This window comes from Actinomyces timonensis DSM 23838, from assembly GCF_000295095.1.
GTDB classification, from domain to species: domain Bacteria; phylum Actinomycetota; class Actinomycetes; order Actinomycetales; family Actinomycetaceae; genus Actinomyces; species Actinomyces timonensis.
In genome coordinates this window covers 358371-372116 of record NZ_JH806633.1, presented here as the reverse complement: position 1 = coordinate 372116, position 13746 = coordinate 358371, and the positions used below count along the sequence as shown (strand labels likewise).

11 protein-coding genes are annotated in these 13746 nt (G+C 69.8%); 4 read left to right on the top strand and 7 right to left on the bottom strand.

What is annotated here, in order from left to right; genetic code table 11:
- Positions 1–419: 419 nt before the first annotated feature.
- Genes A1QA_RS0108130 through A1QA_RS0108120 form a run of 3 tightly spaced genes read left to right on the top strand, consistent with a single transcriptional unit; the run spans position 420 to position 2340 of the window.
- On the top strand, positions 420–1283 hold the full coding sequence (locus tag A1QA_RS0108130; protein WP_017178414.1) for an ABC transporter ATP-binding protein: 864 nt from the start codon (positions 420–422) through the stop codon (positions 1281–1283).
- On the top strand, positions 1280–2116 hold the full coding sequence (locus A1QA_RS0108125) for an ABC transporter permease (RefSeq protein ID WP_017178413.1): 837 nt from the start codon (positions 1280–1282) through the stop codon (positions 2114–2116). The genes A1QA_RS0108130 and A1QA_RS0108125 overlap by 4 nt, the downstream gene beginning before the upstream one ends.
- Positions 2116–2340 carry a helix-turn-helix transcriptional regulator gene (locus A1QA_RS0108120; RefSeq protein WP_017178412.1) on the top strand — a complete coding sequence of 75 codons (225 nt, stop codon included), beginning with the start codon at positions 2116–2118 and terminating at the stop codon, positions 2338–2340. Before A1QA_RS0108125 ends, A1QA_RS0108120 begins: the two co-directional genes overlap by 1 nt.
- A 38-nt stretch (positions 2341–2378) precedes the next feature.
- Here the strand turns inward: A1QA_RS0108120 and A1QA_RS0108115 are convergent, their stop codons facing one another.
- From A1QA_RS0108115 to A1QA_RS0108090, 6 genes are all read right to left on the bottom strand, one after another.
- The gene (locus A1QA_RS0108115) at positions 2379–3464 is read right to left on the bottom strand and encodes an acyltransferase family protein (RefSeq protein ID WP_017178411.1); all 1086 of its coding nucleotides are present in this window, start codon (positions 3462–3464) and stop codon (positions 2379–2381) included.
- Between the two features lie 136 nt (positions 3465–3600).
- Positions 3601–7152: a proline dehydrogenase family protein gene (locus tag A1QA_RS0108110; RefSeq protein WP_017178410.1), complete on the bottom strand. Its 3552-nt coding sequence runs from the start codon at positions 7150–7152 to the stop codon at positions 3601–3603.
- 100 nt (positions 7153–7252) lie between these two features.
- A complete protein-coding gene (gene era, locus A1QA_RS0108105) occupies positions 7253–8371 on the bottom strand; it encodes a GTPase Era (RefSeq protein WP_017178409.1) in 1119 nt (372 codons plus the stop codon).
- On the bottom strand, positions 8368–9657 hold the full coding sequence (locus tag A1QA_RS0108100; RefSeq protein ID WP_017178408.1) for a hemolysin family protein: 1290 nt from the start codon (positions 9655–9657) through the stop codon (positions 8368–8370). The genes era and A1QA_RS0108100 overlap by 4 nt, the downstream gene beginning before the upstream one ends.
- Positions 9654–10112 carry an rRNA maturation RNase YbeY gene (gene ybeY, locus A1QA_RS0108095; RefSeq protein WP_017178407.1) on the bottom strand — a complete coding sequence of 153 codons (459 nt, stop codon included), beginning with the start codon at positions 10110–10112 and terminating at the stop codon, positions 9654–9656. The genes A1QA_RS0108100 and ybeY overlap by 4 nt, the downstream gene beginning before the upstream one ends.
- A complete protein-coding gene (locus A1QA_RS0108090) occupies positions 10109–11326 on the bottom strand; it encodes a PhoH family protein (protein WP_017178406.1) in 1218 nt (405 codons plus the stop codon). Before A1QA_RS0108090 ends, ybeY begins: the two co-directional genes overlap by 4 nt.
- A 442-nt stretch (positions 11327–11768) precedes the next feature.
- Between A1QA_RS0108090 and A1QA_RS15935 the strand changes: the two genes are divergently transcribed.
- A complete protein-coding gene (locus A1QA_RS15935) occupies positions 11769–12299 on the top strand; it encodes a hypothetical protein (RefSeq protein WP_154652328.1) in 531 nt (176 codons plus the stop codon).
- A gap of 502 nt (positions 12300–12801) precedes the next feature.
- Here the strand turns inward: A1QA_RS15935 and A1QA_RS0108085 are convergent.
- Positions 12802–13671 (bottom strand): EamA family transporter, encoded by an 870-nt coding sequence (locus A1QA_RS0108085; protein ID WP_017178405.1) that lies wholly within the window; start codon positions 13669–13671, stop codon positions 12802–12804.
- Between the last annotated feature and the right edge of the window lie 75 nt (positions 13672–13746).

Here is a 13746-nt window from a genome sequence, read left to right as displayed (position 1 = left end):
GGTCAGGCGCGGCGTGGCGCCCGGCGGCTGGCAGCGCGGATCGCCGCGGTCGGGGTGCCGGCCTGTCAGGCCCCGCCGCGGCGGCTAAGCAGCAGGCCGCTGCCCGGGCGCGGGGCCCGGTGCCGCACTGGCATCACTGCTGGTATCGCTCGCTTCACTGACATGGTTCCGACCGTACTCCAAATGCGACGCCCCGTCAGGACAAACCACACTCCGGACCCACTCCCCCGCCGAGACCGGGCGATCAGCACCGCGAGACCGGGCGAACAGCACGGCGAGACCGGGCGAACAGCACGGCGAGACCGGTTCGGCAGCGGGCCAGCCCCGCCCACGCGTCCCTCTCTATCAGATCACTTCAACATGATATAGTATGTCTACTACACACCACAGCAGACCTACAGATCGTCCAGGAGGCGTCGATGAGCACGGTCATCTCCGCGGAGGGCCTTGAGTTCTCCTATGGCACGGGGCCCGTCCTGGACGGAATCGACCTGACCATCAGCGCGGGTGAGGTCGTCTGCCTCCTCGGCCCCAACGGCGTCGGCAAGACCACCCTCGTGGAGAACCTTCTCGGCTCACTCACCCCGGATGCCGGAACGGTCCAGGTCCTGGACACCGATCCCCGCAGGGCTGGCGCGCGCTTCTGGTCACGTGTGGGGTTGGTGCAGCAGAACTGGTCGGACCACGCCAAGTGGCGAGTCGCCGACCAACTCGAGTGGATCCGCGCCATGCATGCCTCCGCCTCCACCGCGGCCGACCCCCTGGACCTGCTGACGGTATCGGAGGCCCTCGACGCCGTCGGGCTCGCGGACAAGGCCACGAGCCGGATCTCCCGCCTCTCCGGCGGGCAGCGGCGCTCGATCGACGTCGCAGCCGCCCTCATCGCACGCCCCGAGGTCCTCATCCTCGATGAGCCGACCACCGGGCTGGACCCGGTCTCCAAAGCGCGCCTCCACGACGTCATCCTCGACCGGGTCGACGACGCCGCGACCGTCCTCATGACCACCCACGACCTCGCCGAGGCGGAGCGGATCGCCTCTCGCGTGCTCATCATGAGCGAGGGCAGGATCCTCGCGGACGGAACCGTCACCGAGCTGCGCGAGCGCCTCACCCACGATGCCGAGGTCACCTGGACGCAGGACGGGCACCGCCACGTCCACGCCACGCCCTCCCCCGAGCGATTCGTCGCCAGTCTGGACCTGACGGCGATCAGCGACCTCACCATCACCCGTCCCAGCCTCGAGGAGACCTACCTCGCCCTTGTGAAGAAGGAGCAGTCATGAGCACCGCGCTCGCCATCGCACGCGCCGTGGGGCGCCAGGCCATTGGGGACCTGCGCCCCGTCCTCCTGGGCAGCGGGATCCTCTCCATCCTCGCATCGGCGGGAGTCTTCGTCCTGGTCGGCGCGCTCGGCCACAAGCCCCTTGAGGGCACGGCCCTGCCCTTCGGCGCCGTCATGGCGGCCGGGGCCGTGGGCGCCATCAGCGGCTTCATCCCCCTGCAGATCGGGGGCGAGGCCTACACCGACCGGATCGGCGGCGCCCTGGTGCGGGTGAGGGTCCTCCCCCATGGGCCGCTGGTGTGGGCGCTGGGCAAGCTCGTGACCGCCCTCGTCCAGACCTTCCTCATCCAGGGCGCGATCCTCATCGGCGTGATCCTCGCGGTGCGCTCGCTGCCGATCAGCGCCTCGCAGGTCCTCATCTGCCTGCCGCTGCTCGTGCTCGGGGCCGCTGCCTCGGCGCCCCTGGGCTTCCTCATTGCCGCCGCCTCGCGCGGCGTGTCCTCCATGATGCTCTCCTTCCTCGGCATGTCAGCGCTCGTGCTCACCGGTGGCTTCGTCTTCCCCCTGCCGGAGATGCCCACGTGGTTGCAGGCCATCCAGCAGGCCCTGCCCACCTACTGGGCCGGGCACCTCAGCCGGTGGGCGCTCGTGGGCGATCCCGTCTGGGAGATCGGCGGGGCTTTCCACCCCGTCCTGGCGGTATGCGTGCTCATCGCCTGGGCGGTGATCGGCTTCGCCTGCGCGCCTTTCATCGTGCGCTCCTCGTTCCGCAAGGAGAGCCTGGGTAACCTGGCCCGCATGCAGTCCAAACTCCGCTCCCAGCAGGGCCTGTGATGAGCGAGGAGTCCGTCCACAACCGGATCGCCCTGCTGCGCACCGACCGGAGGGTCTCCCGCAGGGACCTCGCCGAGGCCCTGGGGGTCCACTACCAGACCATCGGCTACCTGGAGCGGGGCGAGTACGCGCCGTCCCTCCACCTTGCGCTGCGCATCGCGCGCTACTTCGACGTGCCCGTGGAGTCGGTGTTCTCCCTGGAGGAGTTCCCCCCGCTGACGTGACCCGCGAGCGCGATCCGGTGATGCTGCCGGTAGCGCGTTCACGCCAGGTGCACGTTGCCCCAGTGGCGCATGCGCCGCTCCAGCGGGTGCTCGATGAATCGGTACAGCGCCCAGGCCAGTGCGAGCGCGATCGCGAGCACCGGCGGGTACCACACGAGATTGCCGACGCTCTGGGGCTGGAGCCCGACGGCGTCGCGAACCGCGTACATGGCGGTGGCGTGAACGAGGTAGAAGGCGAAGGACCAGGTCCCGAGTGTGACCACCAGCCGGTGGCGGAGCCAGGAGCGGCCCTGGGCAAGGTCGCGGTTCGCGATACCGAGGATGAGCAGGGCGAACAGCACGGCGAGGACTTGGAGCTCGAAGCGCTGCGCGGTGCGGGACCAGGTGTCCGACCATCCGTAGTGGCGGGACAGGACGCACCAGCCGACGAAGGCGCCGACCGCGCAGTAGCCCATCCACGGGCGGACCCATCGGCCGACGCCGAGCTGGACGAGCCGGGCCATCACCATTCCCAGGGCGAACTCCCCCAGCCTCGCCACCGGCGTCGGTAGCTGGGAGAGCCAGCCCGCCGGGGCACGGAGCGCGGCGACCCGGTGCGCCATGATCAGCGAGATGACGCCTACGAGCAGCACTAGGGTCCCCCGCTCGCGGACTTTGCCCAGACCGCGGTTGGCCCAGGGGTGCAGGAGGTAGAAGAAGGCCTCGACGCCGAGGGTCCAGGCCGCCGGGTTGCCGGAGAAGAGGATGACGGGCTCATTGGACCAGCTCTGCAGCAGCACCAGTGACAGGAGCAGGGGCGCAGCAGCGAGTTCTTTGACCCAGGGCTGGCCGGGATCGGGCGCCACGGAGTAGAACACCGGGATCGCCAGGAGAAGCGCGACGACGTGGGCGGGGTAGATGCGGGCGAAGCGCCGCCAGTAGAAGTTGCGGGCCGTGGTCCCCGCCTGGCCGGCGGACCAGGTGAGCACGAAGCCCGAGAGCACGAAGAAGAATGCGACGCCGTGGTTGCCGAAACGGGCGACCTCGCCGAGCAGCGGCACTGGGGCCAGATTCCTCATGTGGTACAGGAAGACGGCGAAGGCCGCCCACCAGCGCAGGCCTGTGAGCGAGTCCAGCCGCGTCACGGCTGGCCAACTGGGGTCGGGAGGCATGTTCTTGGGGAGAAGAGCATGGCCAGACCATACATGTGCCCGCAGCGCCCCGCGCTCACGTCAGCCGCCCTTCGGCCCGCCAGGGCGCCCTCGCGGCCCCGATACCGCGTCAGACCAGGCCAGCGGCGAGGTCGAGGGGCGTGCCGAAGCGGTGGTTGGTGATCGCGATGGACTGCTCGCGCAGGAAGGGCAGGAGCTCGGTGTGCGGGCAGGGGGTGACCGCACCCGTGTAGAGGGCGACGTCGGGGCTGCCGATCGTCAGCGACGTCGCCTCCTCCCAGACGGAGGCCTCGGGGACGCCCCGCGGGGCGAGGATCCGCACGCGCGTGCCCAGGGCGTTCGATGTGCCGAGGTCCGCCAGGCGGGCGCTCCACACGCCCTCGGGCTCGATCTCCACGCGCACGCCCGCCGCCTGGGCCGCGGCGGTCAGGCCCGCCTGCAGCGGCGCCTCCACGGAGAGCTCCACATCCCCGCCCGCGAGGACGCCCGCGGCGAGGACGCGCACGAGGTCGACGGTCTCCACGCCGAGCACGGAGCGCACGATGACGGGGGTGGGCCGGTAGCGCAGGATGTTGCGCTCGCAGGCGAGCCCCGTGACGTCGAGCGCCTGCCCGTACCTCTCCTGCCAGGCGGCGGCGTCGGCGGCCAGGGCGCGGCGCAGCCATGCGGCGTCGGAGCGGACGAGCTCGTGGCGCACGGCCTCGAAAAGGCCCGCGACGCGCTCGTCGATGCCGTCGAGCGACCCGCTCTCGACCCCGGTCTCGGCGCCCGAGTCGGGAGAGACCTCCCCCAGGCCGAGCAGGTAGGAGGGCCCGCCGGCCTTCGTGGTGGTGCCGATGGCGGAGCGCTTCCAGCCGCCGAAGGGCTGGCGGCGCACGATGGCGCCGGTGATGCCGCGGTTGACGTAGAGGTTGCCGGCCTCGATGCCGTCGAGCCACTGGGCGAGCTCGTCGGGGTCGAGGGTCTGCAGCCCGGAGGTGAGCCCGTAGTCGACGGCGTTGACGACCTCGATCGCCTCGGCCAGCGTGTCCACCCGCATGACGCCGATGACGGGGGCGAAGTACTCGGTGAGGTGGTACTCGCTGCCGGGCGCGACGCCTGCGCGGATGCCGGGGCGCCACAGGCCACCGCCCAGGTGCTTGGGGGCGAGCACCCAGTGCTCCCCGTCGCCCAGGGCGGTCAGTCCCCGCTGCGCCTTGGCGTCGTCGGGGACGACGACGGGCCCCATCTGGGAGTCGAGGTGCTCGGGGCCCTTGATCCGCAGGGAGGCGGTGGCGTCGACGAGCTGGCGGGCGATGCGCTCCGACCTGCCGGCGGAGCCGACGAGCAAGAGGAGGGAGGCGGCCGAGCACTTCTGGCCGGCGTGCCCGAAGGCGGAGGCGACGGCGTCGCGCACCGCGAGGTCGGGGTCCGCCGAGGGGGTGACGATGATGGCGTTCTTGCCGCTGGTCTCCCCCAGGAGTCGCATGCCGGGCTTCCACGAGCGGAAGAGGCGGGCGGTGTCGTAGGAGCCGGTGAGGATGACGCGGTCGACGCCCTCATGGGTGACGAGGCGCTGGGAGACCTCGCCGTCCTCGATGGGGGCGAGCATGAGGACGTCCTCGGGCACGCCGGCGGCGTGGAGGGCGCGCACGATCTCGGCCCCGCAGCGCCTGGCTGGCGGGGCGGGCTTGAGGACGACGGCGCTGCCCACGGCCAGCGCGGCGACGACTCCCCCGGTGGGGATGGCCAGCGGGAAGTTCCACGGCGAGGCGACGACGCTCACCCTTGCGGGGGTGAAGCGGGCGCCGGCGAGGTAGTCGGGGTCGACGAGCTCGAGGGACATCCGCGCGTAGTGGTGGCAGAAGTCGATGGCCTCGCTGACCTCGGGGTCGGACTGGTCGATGGTCTTGCCGGTCTCGGCGGCGGCCACCTCGATGAGCTCGGCTCTGCGGGCGGCGAGGACGTCCCCGGCGTGGTGGATGATGGCGGCGCGCTCGGCGGCGGGCCGGGCGGCCCAGGCCTTCTGGGCGGATGTGAGCCCGGCGATGGCGGCGTCGACGTCCCCAACGGTGGCGAGGAAGGCCTCGCCCGCGCGGACGTCGTCGAGGCCACGCTGGGAGCCGGGGATGGCGGCGGCGATGCGGCGGGCCCATTCGCGGTTGGCGGGAAGGGCGGGGTCGGAGTCGGGGGTGGAGGCGTACTCGGGCAGGGCGCCTGGCGCGGGAGCCTCGGGGACGGGGGCGGCCTGCTCGGCGAGGCGGTCCTGCGCGCGGCGGGGCGCGGGTACGGGTGCGCTGGGGTCGAGGTCGGCGAGGGCGTCGAGGAAGCGCTGCTGCTCGCGGGCGAAGACGGCGGGGTCGGAGGCGAGGTCGAAGACGCCGGACATGAAGTTCTCGGGGGCGGCGTTCTCCTCGAGGCGGCGCACGAGGTAGGAGATGGCGACGTCGAACTCGTCGGGGTCGACGACGGGGACGTAGAGGAGGAGCTGGCCGACGTCGCGGCGCACGACCTCGGCGATGCCGGTGGCCATGCCGGAGAGCATCTCGAACTCGACGTCGTCCTGGGCGCCGCGGGCCTCGCGCAGCTCGTAGGCGAAGGCGATGTCGAAGAGGTTCTGCCCGGCCACTCCCAGGCGGATATTGGCCAGGCGCTCGGGGGTCATGGCCCATTCGAGCATCCGCTTGTAGTGGGTGTCGGTGGCCTGCTTGCTGGGCCAGGTGACGAGCTCCCAGCCGTGGATCTCGGCGTCGACGCGCTCCATGGACAGGTTGGCGCCCTTGACGATGCGGACCTTGACGCGGCTGCCGCCGGAGGCGACGCGCGCGGCGGCCCAATCCTGGAGGCGCGCCATGGCGGCCAGGGAGTCGGGCAGGTAGGCCTGCAGGACGATGCCGGCCTCGTAATCGCGCAGGTCGGGCTGGTCGAGGATGGCCGTGAAGACCTCGATGGTCAGATCGAGGTCCTTGTAGTCCTCCATGTCGAGGTTGAGGAAGGTGCCGTGGTCGCGGGCGGCGCGGTAGAGGGGCGCGAGGGCCTTGACGCCGTGGGCGACGACCTCCTCGTGGCCCCAGGGGTTGTGGGGGCCGGTGACGGCGGAGACCTTGATGGAGACGTAGTCGACGTCGTCGCGCGTGACGAGGCTGGCGACGGCGGCCAGGCGCCGCTCGGCCTCCTTCTCCCCCAGGACCGCCTCGCCCAGGAGGTTGACGTTGAGGCGGTTGCCGCCCTCGCGCAGGCGGGCGAGCGCGGGCCCGAGGCTGGCGTGGGAGGCGTCGACGACGAGGTCGCCGACGAGCTCGCGGAAGGTGCGGCGCGCGATCTTGGCGGCGGTGCGCGGGGCGAGGCGGGCAACGCGCCCGCCGACCCCGGTGGCGGCGCCGAGCAGCATGGGCAGGAAGCTCGTGCGCTTGGCGGCCAGGCGCGCCAGGGCGGCGCCTGCGACGTCGAGGTCGGCAGGGCGCACGACGTCGTCGGTGAAGCGGGTGGTGAACTCCAGGCCGTCGGGGTCGGCGAGGATGCCCGCCAGGAGCGAGGCGGAGCGCGGGACGGGCTCGTGGGAGGACTCGTCGGCCCAGCGGCGGGCGCGGGTGGTGGCGCGCTGGCCGATGGCCCACAGGTCGTCGGGGCAGGCGCGGGTGGGGGCGGGACTCGTCGGGGCGGGGCTGTCCTGGGTGGTCATGTGCGGTTCGCTCTCACTCGATGATCAGGGGCTGATCCAAGTGTGCGCCACGGCACCGCGACGTGCAGGACTTTCGGCCCTGATTGTTCCTGGGAAGGTGCTAGAAGCCGAGCTTGGCGAGGGCCTTGGGGTCGGACTGCCAGTCCTTGGCGGTGCGCACGTGGAGGTCGAGGTAGACCTTGCGTCGCAGGTAGTCCTCGATGCCGCGGCGCGCGCGCACGCCGATCTCCTTGAGGCGGGCCCCGCCCTTGCCGATGACGATGGCCTTCTGGGAGTCGCGCTCGACGACGAGACTGACGCGCACCTGCATGCGGTTCCCGGCGCCCTTGACGGGGCCGAGGCTGCCGGGGGTGGAACCGCGCGGGTCCATGACCTCGTCGACGATGACGGCCAGGGAGTGCGGGAGCTCGTCGCGCACGCCCTCCAGGGCGGCCTCGCGGACGAGCTCGGCGATCATGAGGTCGCGGGGCTCGTCGGTGATCTCGCCGGTGGGGTAGAGCGGCGGCGAGGGCGGCAGGTGGCTGGCGAGGACCTCGGTGAGGACGTCGATCTGCTCGCCGCGCGTGGCGGAGACGGGCACGATGTCCGCCCAGTCGCCGAGCTCGTTGACGGCGAGGAGCTGGGCGGCCAGCGCCTCCTTGCCGACGGTGTCCGCCTTGGTGACGACGGCGACGACGGGGGCGCGCAGCTCGGCGATGTCGCGGGCGATGAAGCGGTCCCCGGGGCCGATCTTCTCGTTGGCGGGGATGCAGAAGGCGATGACGTCGACGTCGGTGAGGGTCTCGCGGACGAGGTCGTTGAGGCGCTTGCCCAGGAGCGTCTTGGGGCGGTGCATGCCGGGGGTGTCGACGAGGACGATCTGGGAGTCCTCGCGGTGGACGACGCCGCGCACGTTGTGGCGGGTGGTCTGGGGGCGGTCGGACATGATGGCGACCTTGGTGCCGACGAGCGCGTTGGTGAGCGTGGACTTGCCTGCGTTGGGGCGCCCGATGAGGCAGGCGAAGCCGGCGCGGAAGCCCTCGGGGAACTCGGGCAGGGAGAGTCCCACGGCGGCGTCGCCGATGGCGCCGGGAGCGGGGACCCCGCCGTCGTCGTCGGCAAGGTCGGTGAGGCCGGCGCTGGCCAGGGCGTTCTCGCCGGCCATGAGCTCGGCGTCGGAGGGGAAGCGGATGGGGGCGGGCTCGGTGCGCTCTGTGTTCTCTGCGTTCTCGGTGCTCATGCTCGGTGGTTGCTCTCGTCGTCGGTGTCGGGGCTGCGGGTGGCCAGGAGGGTGGCGACCTGGCGGCGCCTGCCGGAGGCCTCTCCGGCGGTGAGGCGGACGCCCTGCCAGTCGCCGACGGCGCCGGGCAGGGGGACTCGGCCGATGGCCTTGGTGAGCAGGCCGATGGCGGTGTCGACGTCGTCGTCGTCGATCTCGAGGTCGAACAGCTCGCCGAGCTCGTCGAGGCCGAGGCGGGCGGGCACCCGGTAGGCGCCGCCGCCGAGGTCCTCGACCTCCGGCTCGGCGTGGTCGTGCTCGTCGGTGAGCTCGCCGACGACCTCCTCCAGCAGGTCCTCCATGGTGACCAGGCCGGCGATGCCGCCGTACTCGTCGACGGCGAGGGCCATGTGGAAGCGCCCGGACTGCATATCGCGCAGGAGGTCGTCGGCGGCCTTGGTCTCGGGGACGTAGACGGCCTCGCGGGTGAAGTCGACGACGGGCCGGGCCTCGTGCTCGGGGTGCTCGGCGAGGCGGCGCAGGACGTCCTTGAGGTAGAGGATGCCGCGCACGTCGTCGGCGTCCTCCCCGATGATGGGGACGCGGGAGTAGCCGGAGCGGATGAACAGGCGCATGGCGGCGGCCATGGGCTTGCTCTCCTCCATGGTGACCATGTCGGGGCGGGGCACCATGACCTCGCGCACGAGGGTCTGGCCGAGCTCGACGACGCTGCGCATCATCTCGCGGTCCTCGTCCTCGATGGATTCGGATTCGCCGATCTCGTCGATCATCTCGCGCAGGTCCTGGGTGACGGCCTCGCGGGCCTCGGCCTCGGTGAGGGTGGAGGCGCGGCCGAATCGGGCCTCGCACCAGCGCCAGGGTGCGCCGACGGCGTCGACGCGGCGCAGGAGGCCGGCCAGGGCGAGGAGGGTGCCCTCGGGGTTGCGGCGCCCGAGGCGGCGCGGGGAGATGCCGACGACGAGCCCGAGGAGGACGGCGTTGACGCAGGAGGCGGCCAGGAGGACCTGCCACCAGGAGCTGAGGAGGCCTGCGACGGCGAGGGTGACGAGGACGGCGGCGAGCATGTCGACGCCGATACGCACGGCGCCGATGGTGCCGAGCACCTCGCCGCGGCGCTCGGCCAGGGCGAGGACGCGGACGGCGCCCCGGCGGCCGTCCTCGACGAGGTCCTCGGCGGCGGCGCGGGTCATGCGGGCAAGGGCGGCCTCCCCGGCGGAGAGGGTGGCGCCCACGGCGAGGATGAGGACCGAGGCGGTGATGAGGAGGGCGACGGGTGTGCCGGTCATGCGCCCCTGCTCGCGAGGAAGGTGAGGAGGAGGGTGCGCTGGAGGTCGAACATCTCCTTCTTCTCCTCGGGCTCGGCGTGGTCGTAGCCGAGCAGGTGGAGGATGCCGTGGGTGGCGAGCAGCAGCATCTCCTCGACGGCGGAGTGGCCTGCGGCGATGGCCTGCTTGGCGGCCACCTGCGGGCAGATGACGATGTCGCCGAGGGTCCCGGCGGGGGCAGGGTTCTCCTCATCGCCTGGGCGCAGTTCGTCCATGGGGAAGCTCATGACGTCGGTGGGGCCGGGCAGGTCGAGCCAGCGGACGTGGAGCTCTTCCATGGGCTCGGGGTCGATGAAGAGGATGTTGAGCTCGGCGAGAGGGTTGACGTGCATGGCTGCCAGGACGTGGTCGGCCAGTGCGGCGAACTCGGCGCCGTCGATGGCGACCTCGGTCTCGTTGTTGATCTCGGTGGTCATGCGCGGCTCCTCGTGGGGGCGTGATGGGTGGGCCGGGCGGTGCGTTGGCCGCGCGAGCGGTGGGAGGGGGCGGCGGGGGCGCCGGCGCCGTCGCGGAGAGCCTGGGCGGCGGCGGTCTCGGCGTCGTAGGCGGCGTAGGCGTCGATGATGCGGCCGACGAGGCGGTGGCGGACGACGTCGGCGGCGCCGAGCTCGCAGAAGGAGATGCCGTCGACGCCGTCGAGGATGCGGCGCACGACGATGAGGCCGGAGGGGCGCGAGCCGGGCAGGTCGATCTGGGAGATGTCCCCGGTGACCACCATCTTCGAGCCGAATCCGAGGCGGGTGAGGAACATCTTCATCTGCTCGGGGGTGGTGTTCTGGGCCTCATCGAGGATGACGAAGGCGTCGTTGAGAGTGCGCCCGCGCATGTAGGCCAGTGGCGCGACCTCGATGGTGCCGGCGGCCATGAGCTTGGGCAGGGCCTCGGGCTCGAGCATGTCGTGGAGGGCGTCGTAGAGGGGGCGCAGGTAGGGGTCGATCTTGTCGGTGAGGGTGCCGGGCAGGAAGCCGAGGTTCTCGCCTGCCTCGACGGCGGGGCGGGTGAGGATGATGCGGGAGACCTGGTGGCGGGCGAGGGCGTCAACGGCCTTGGCCATGGCGAGGTAGGTCTTGCCGGTTCCGGCCGGGCCGATGCCGAAGGTGATGGTGGCGCCCTCGATGGCGTCGACGTACTTCTTCTGGCCGAGCGACTTGGCGCGGATGGTGCGGCCCCGGGCCGTGAGGACGTCCTCAGCGAGGATGTCGGCGGGGTGGGTGGCGGCGGCGAGGAGGCCGATGGCGCGCTCGACGGCGTCGGCGGTGAGCGGTGTGCCTGCGCGGGCGACGTCGATGAGCTCGGAGAGCAGGAGGATGACGGTGTCGACGACGCCGGGCTCGCCGGTCACGCGGATCTCGGTCTCGCGCACGAGAATGTCCGCGGCGGGGAAGCCCTTCTCGATGGCGCGCAGGACCTCGTCGCGCACGCCGAGGAGGGAGACGAGTGCGAGGTCCGGAGGCAGGACGAGGGTGCGGGTGACCTCGGAGGGGGGCGGGGCGCTGGGTGAGGAGGCGGGGGCTGCCGGAGGAGCGGCCGTGTGGCGGCCGGGGGCGCGGGTGGCAGGGCTGGCGGAGCCTGGCGAGGTGGTCTGCGGCATGTGCGGGGCCGCTACTGGGTCGATGGGCGCGTTGGTCATCGCCTCTGATCCTACCGGGGCGGGCAAGATCCGCCCGACGGCGCCGAGCGGGCTGCCTATGTGTCCTCCCACCCGCCTGCCCGAGCCCTCCCGCCCGTCTGCCCGCCGAGATCGTCACTTTGGTGTCGACTTCGTACCCTTACCTTCAGATTTCGGCGTCAACGGTACGAACTCGACGGCAGGGATGACGGGCCTGGTCAGCCCGCCCGAGAGGGCACGGCCCGGTGATACCCTCGCTGCGTTGCGCAGCGCCGCGAACCCCCGCGTCGCAGCAGGTAGGAGAACATCTGCGACGCATAGACGACACTCTCAAAGGAATAGCTTTGAAAGCCTAACAAACCAAGTCCACCTCACCCGCTATCGAATATGTTATTCACCACATTGCGGATCATAACAAAAGCACACAACCCTACACAATAGCGCAAGCAAAGCAAGGAACGCCATGAGAAAGTTTCGACAGAACCTCAACAGGCTGAGCGAATCCATTGACCGCGTCGACAAATTACACGATCGTATCGACAAAAAAATCGACACCTTGGAACAGACGCTGAACCATAAAGGAAAGCCATCGCGACGAGAAACTATATTGTCAGGACTAGGGGCGCTTGGAGGGGTAGGCGCATTGACCGCCGGAGGCGTTGAAGTATACAAAACTTTCATACATGAAAAGCGCGCGCATACAAAAATCGATGACATAGTTGTATACAGCTCAAAAAAGACAAGAGACGGCAACATCGTTCCAGGAGGCGTTCAATTACGTCTTAGCAACACTCAAGGAGAACTGCCCACCGAACTTGTGCGAGGCATCATCACATATGAGAACTACGCCTACCTAGGCAGGTGCGTCTCCGAGGGTGCGGTGGAGCCAGGCATGTGTTACAAAGTGCGTTTAGCGGTCGACCCAACCCCAGGAGAACAACAAGAATTCCCTTTGTGCCACGAGGTACCTTCCAACGGAAGTGCTCTAATATAAATCATATTCTCCCCACCAGAAGATGCCGCCGAAGAAGATAGAGAATCCGGAATTCATGCTTACCGAATAAAATTATCACTCGTCGACTCCGAGGGAGTTGTCTATTCGCCATCACCTTCAAGAGTCGCCATTTTCACTCCTAGAGACAAGTTGGGACTCCAATTGTTCCCGAAACACGATCAATTGAAGCTAGTGGAGCCCCTGACTAGCGGGGACACGGCCAGGCGAGATCAAGCACTTGCGTGCTTCTCCACTAATAGCCAGGAATTTTTCAGGATTGTCGGCGTAACCGACGGGATTGAAGTCGCAAAATCACAACGGATCACCAAAAGCATTGACATAATCCAAAACGACAACCGCGATGGGGCAGAATGGTGGAACGAAATCGATGACGAGATCGTTGACTCTCCAGGTACCTGTGGCAGCGAAAGCGACTGTGAAAATTAGGTGGACAGAGGTTCGCCAGCGATAGAAGCAGCAGATGTGGGCCAAGCTGATGCCACTACAGCACCATCGCGAGGGTGCCGAGTGTCAGCAGGGCGAGGCCCGCGAGGTAGCGCCGGCTCAGGCGCTCGCGCAGGATGAGGACGGAGAACGCGACGGTCACGAGGATGCTCAGCTTGTCGATCGGAACGATGACACTGGCGGGGCCATCCTGCAGCGCCCTGTAGAAGCAGAGCCATGAGGCCCCGGTCGTCAAGCCTGAGGCAAGCACCAGCATGACCTCGCGCCGGGGCAGGGAGGGCAGCGGGCGCCGTCGTCCGCTGACGGCTACCATCGCCCAGGCCATCACCAGGACCACCGCTGTGCGGATCGCCGTCCCCAGGTTCGACTCGACGCCGACGATCCCGAGCTTGCCGAGGATCGCCGTCAGCGCCGCGAACACCGCTGACCCCAGCGCGTAGAGCAGCCATCCCCGGGAGCCGGCACGCCTAGGGGCGAGGGTCACGGCATCGGAACGGTCCAGCATGAGCAGCGTCCCCGCGACCATGAGGACCACGCCCACTCCCCCGATCACCGTTAACGACTCGCCCAGGAGAAGCACGGCGAGCAGCACCGTGAGCACCGTGCTCAGCTTGTCGATCGGCGCGACCTTCGAGGCCTCGCCGAGCTGGAGTGCCTTGAAGTAGCAGAGCCACGAGGCGCCTGTGGCCAGCCCCGAGGCGATGAGCCAGCCGAGGGTGGCGGCGTCAATGCTCGCGATCTGGGACTGCGAGCCCCGGATGAGCACCATGGCGCAGGCCGCCACCAGCACGACGGGCGTGCGCAGGGCGGTGGCCAGGGTGAAGTCGATCTCCCGGATGCCCGCCTTGGCGAGTACCGCCGTCAGCCCGGCGAACAGCGCCGACCCGCAGGCGAACACGATCCACATGCGCCCAGGCTAGCCTCCCCGATCCGCCGACAGCGCCACGCGTTCGTCCCTTTGATGCCGACTTCGTCCCCTTAC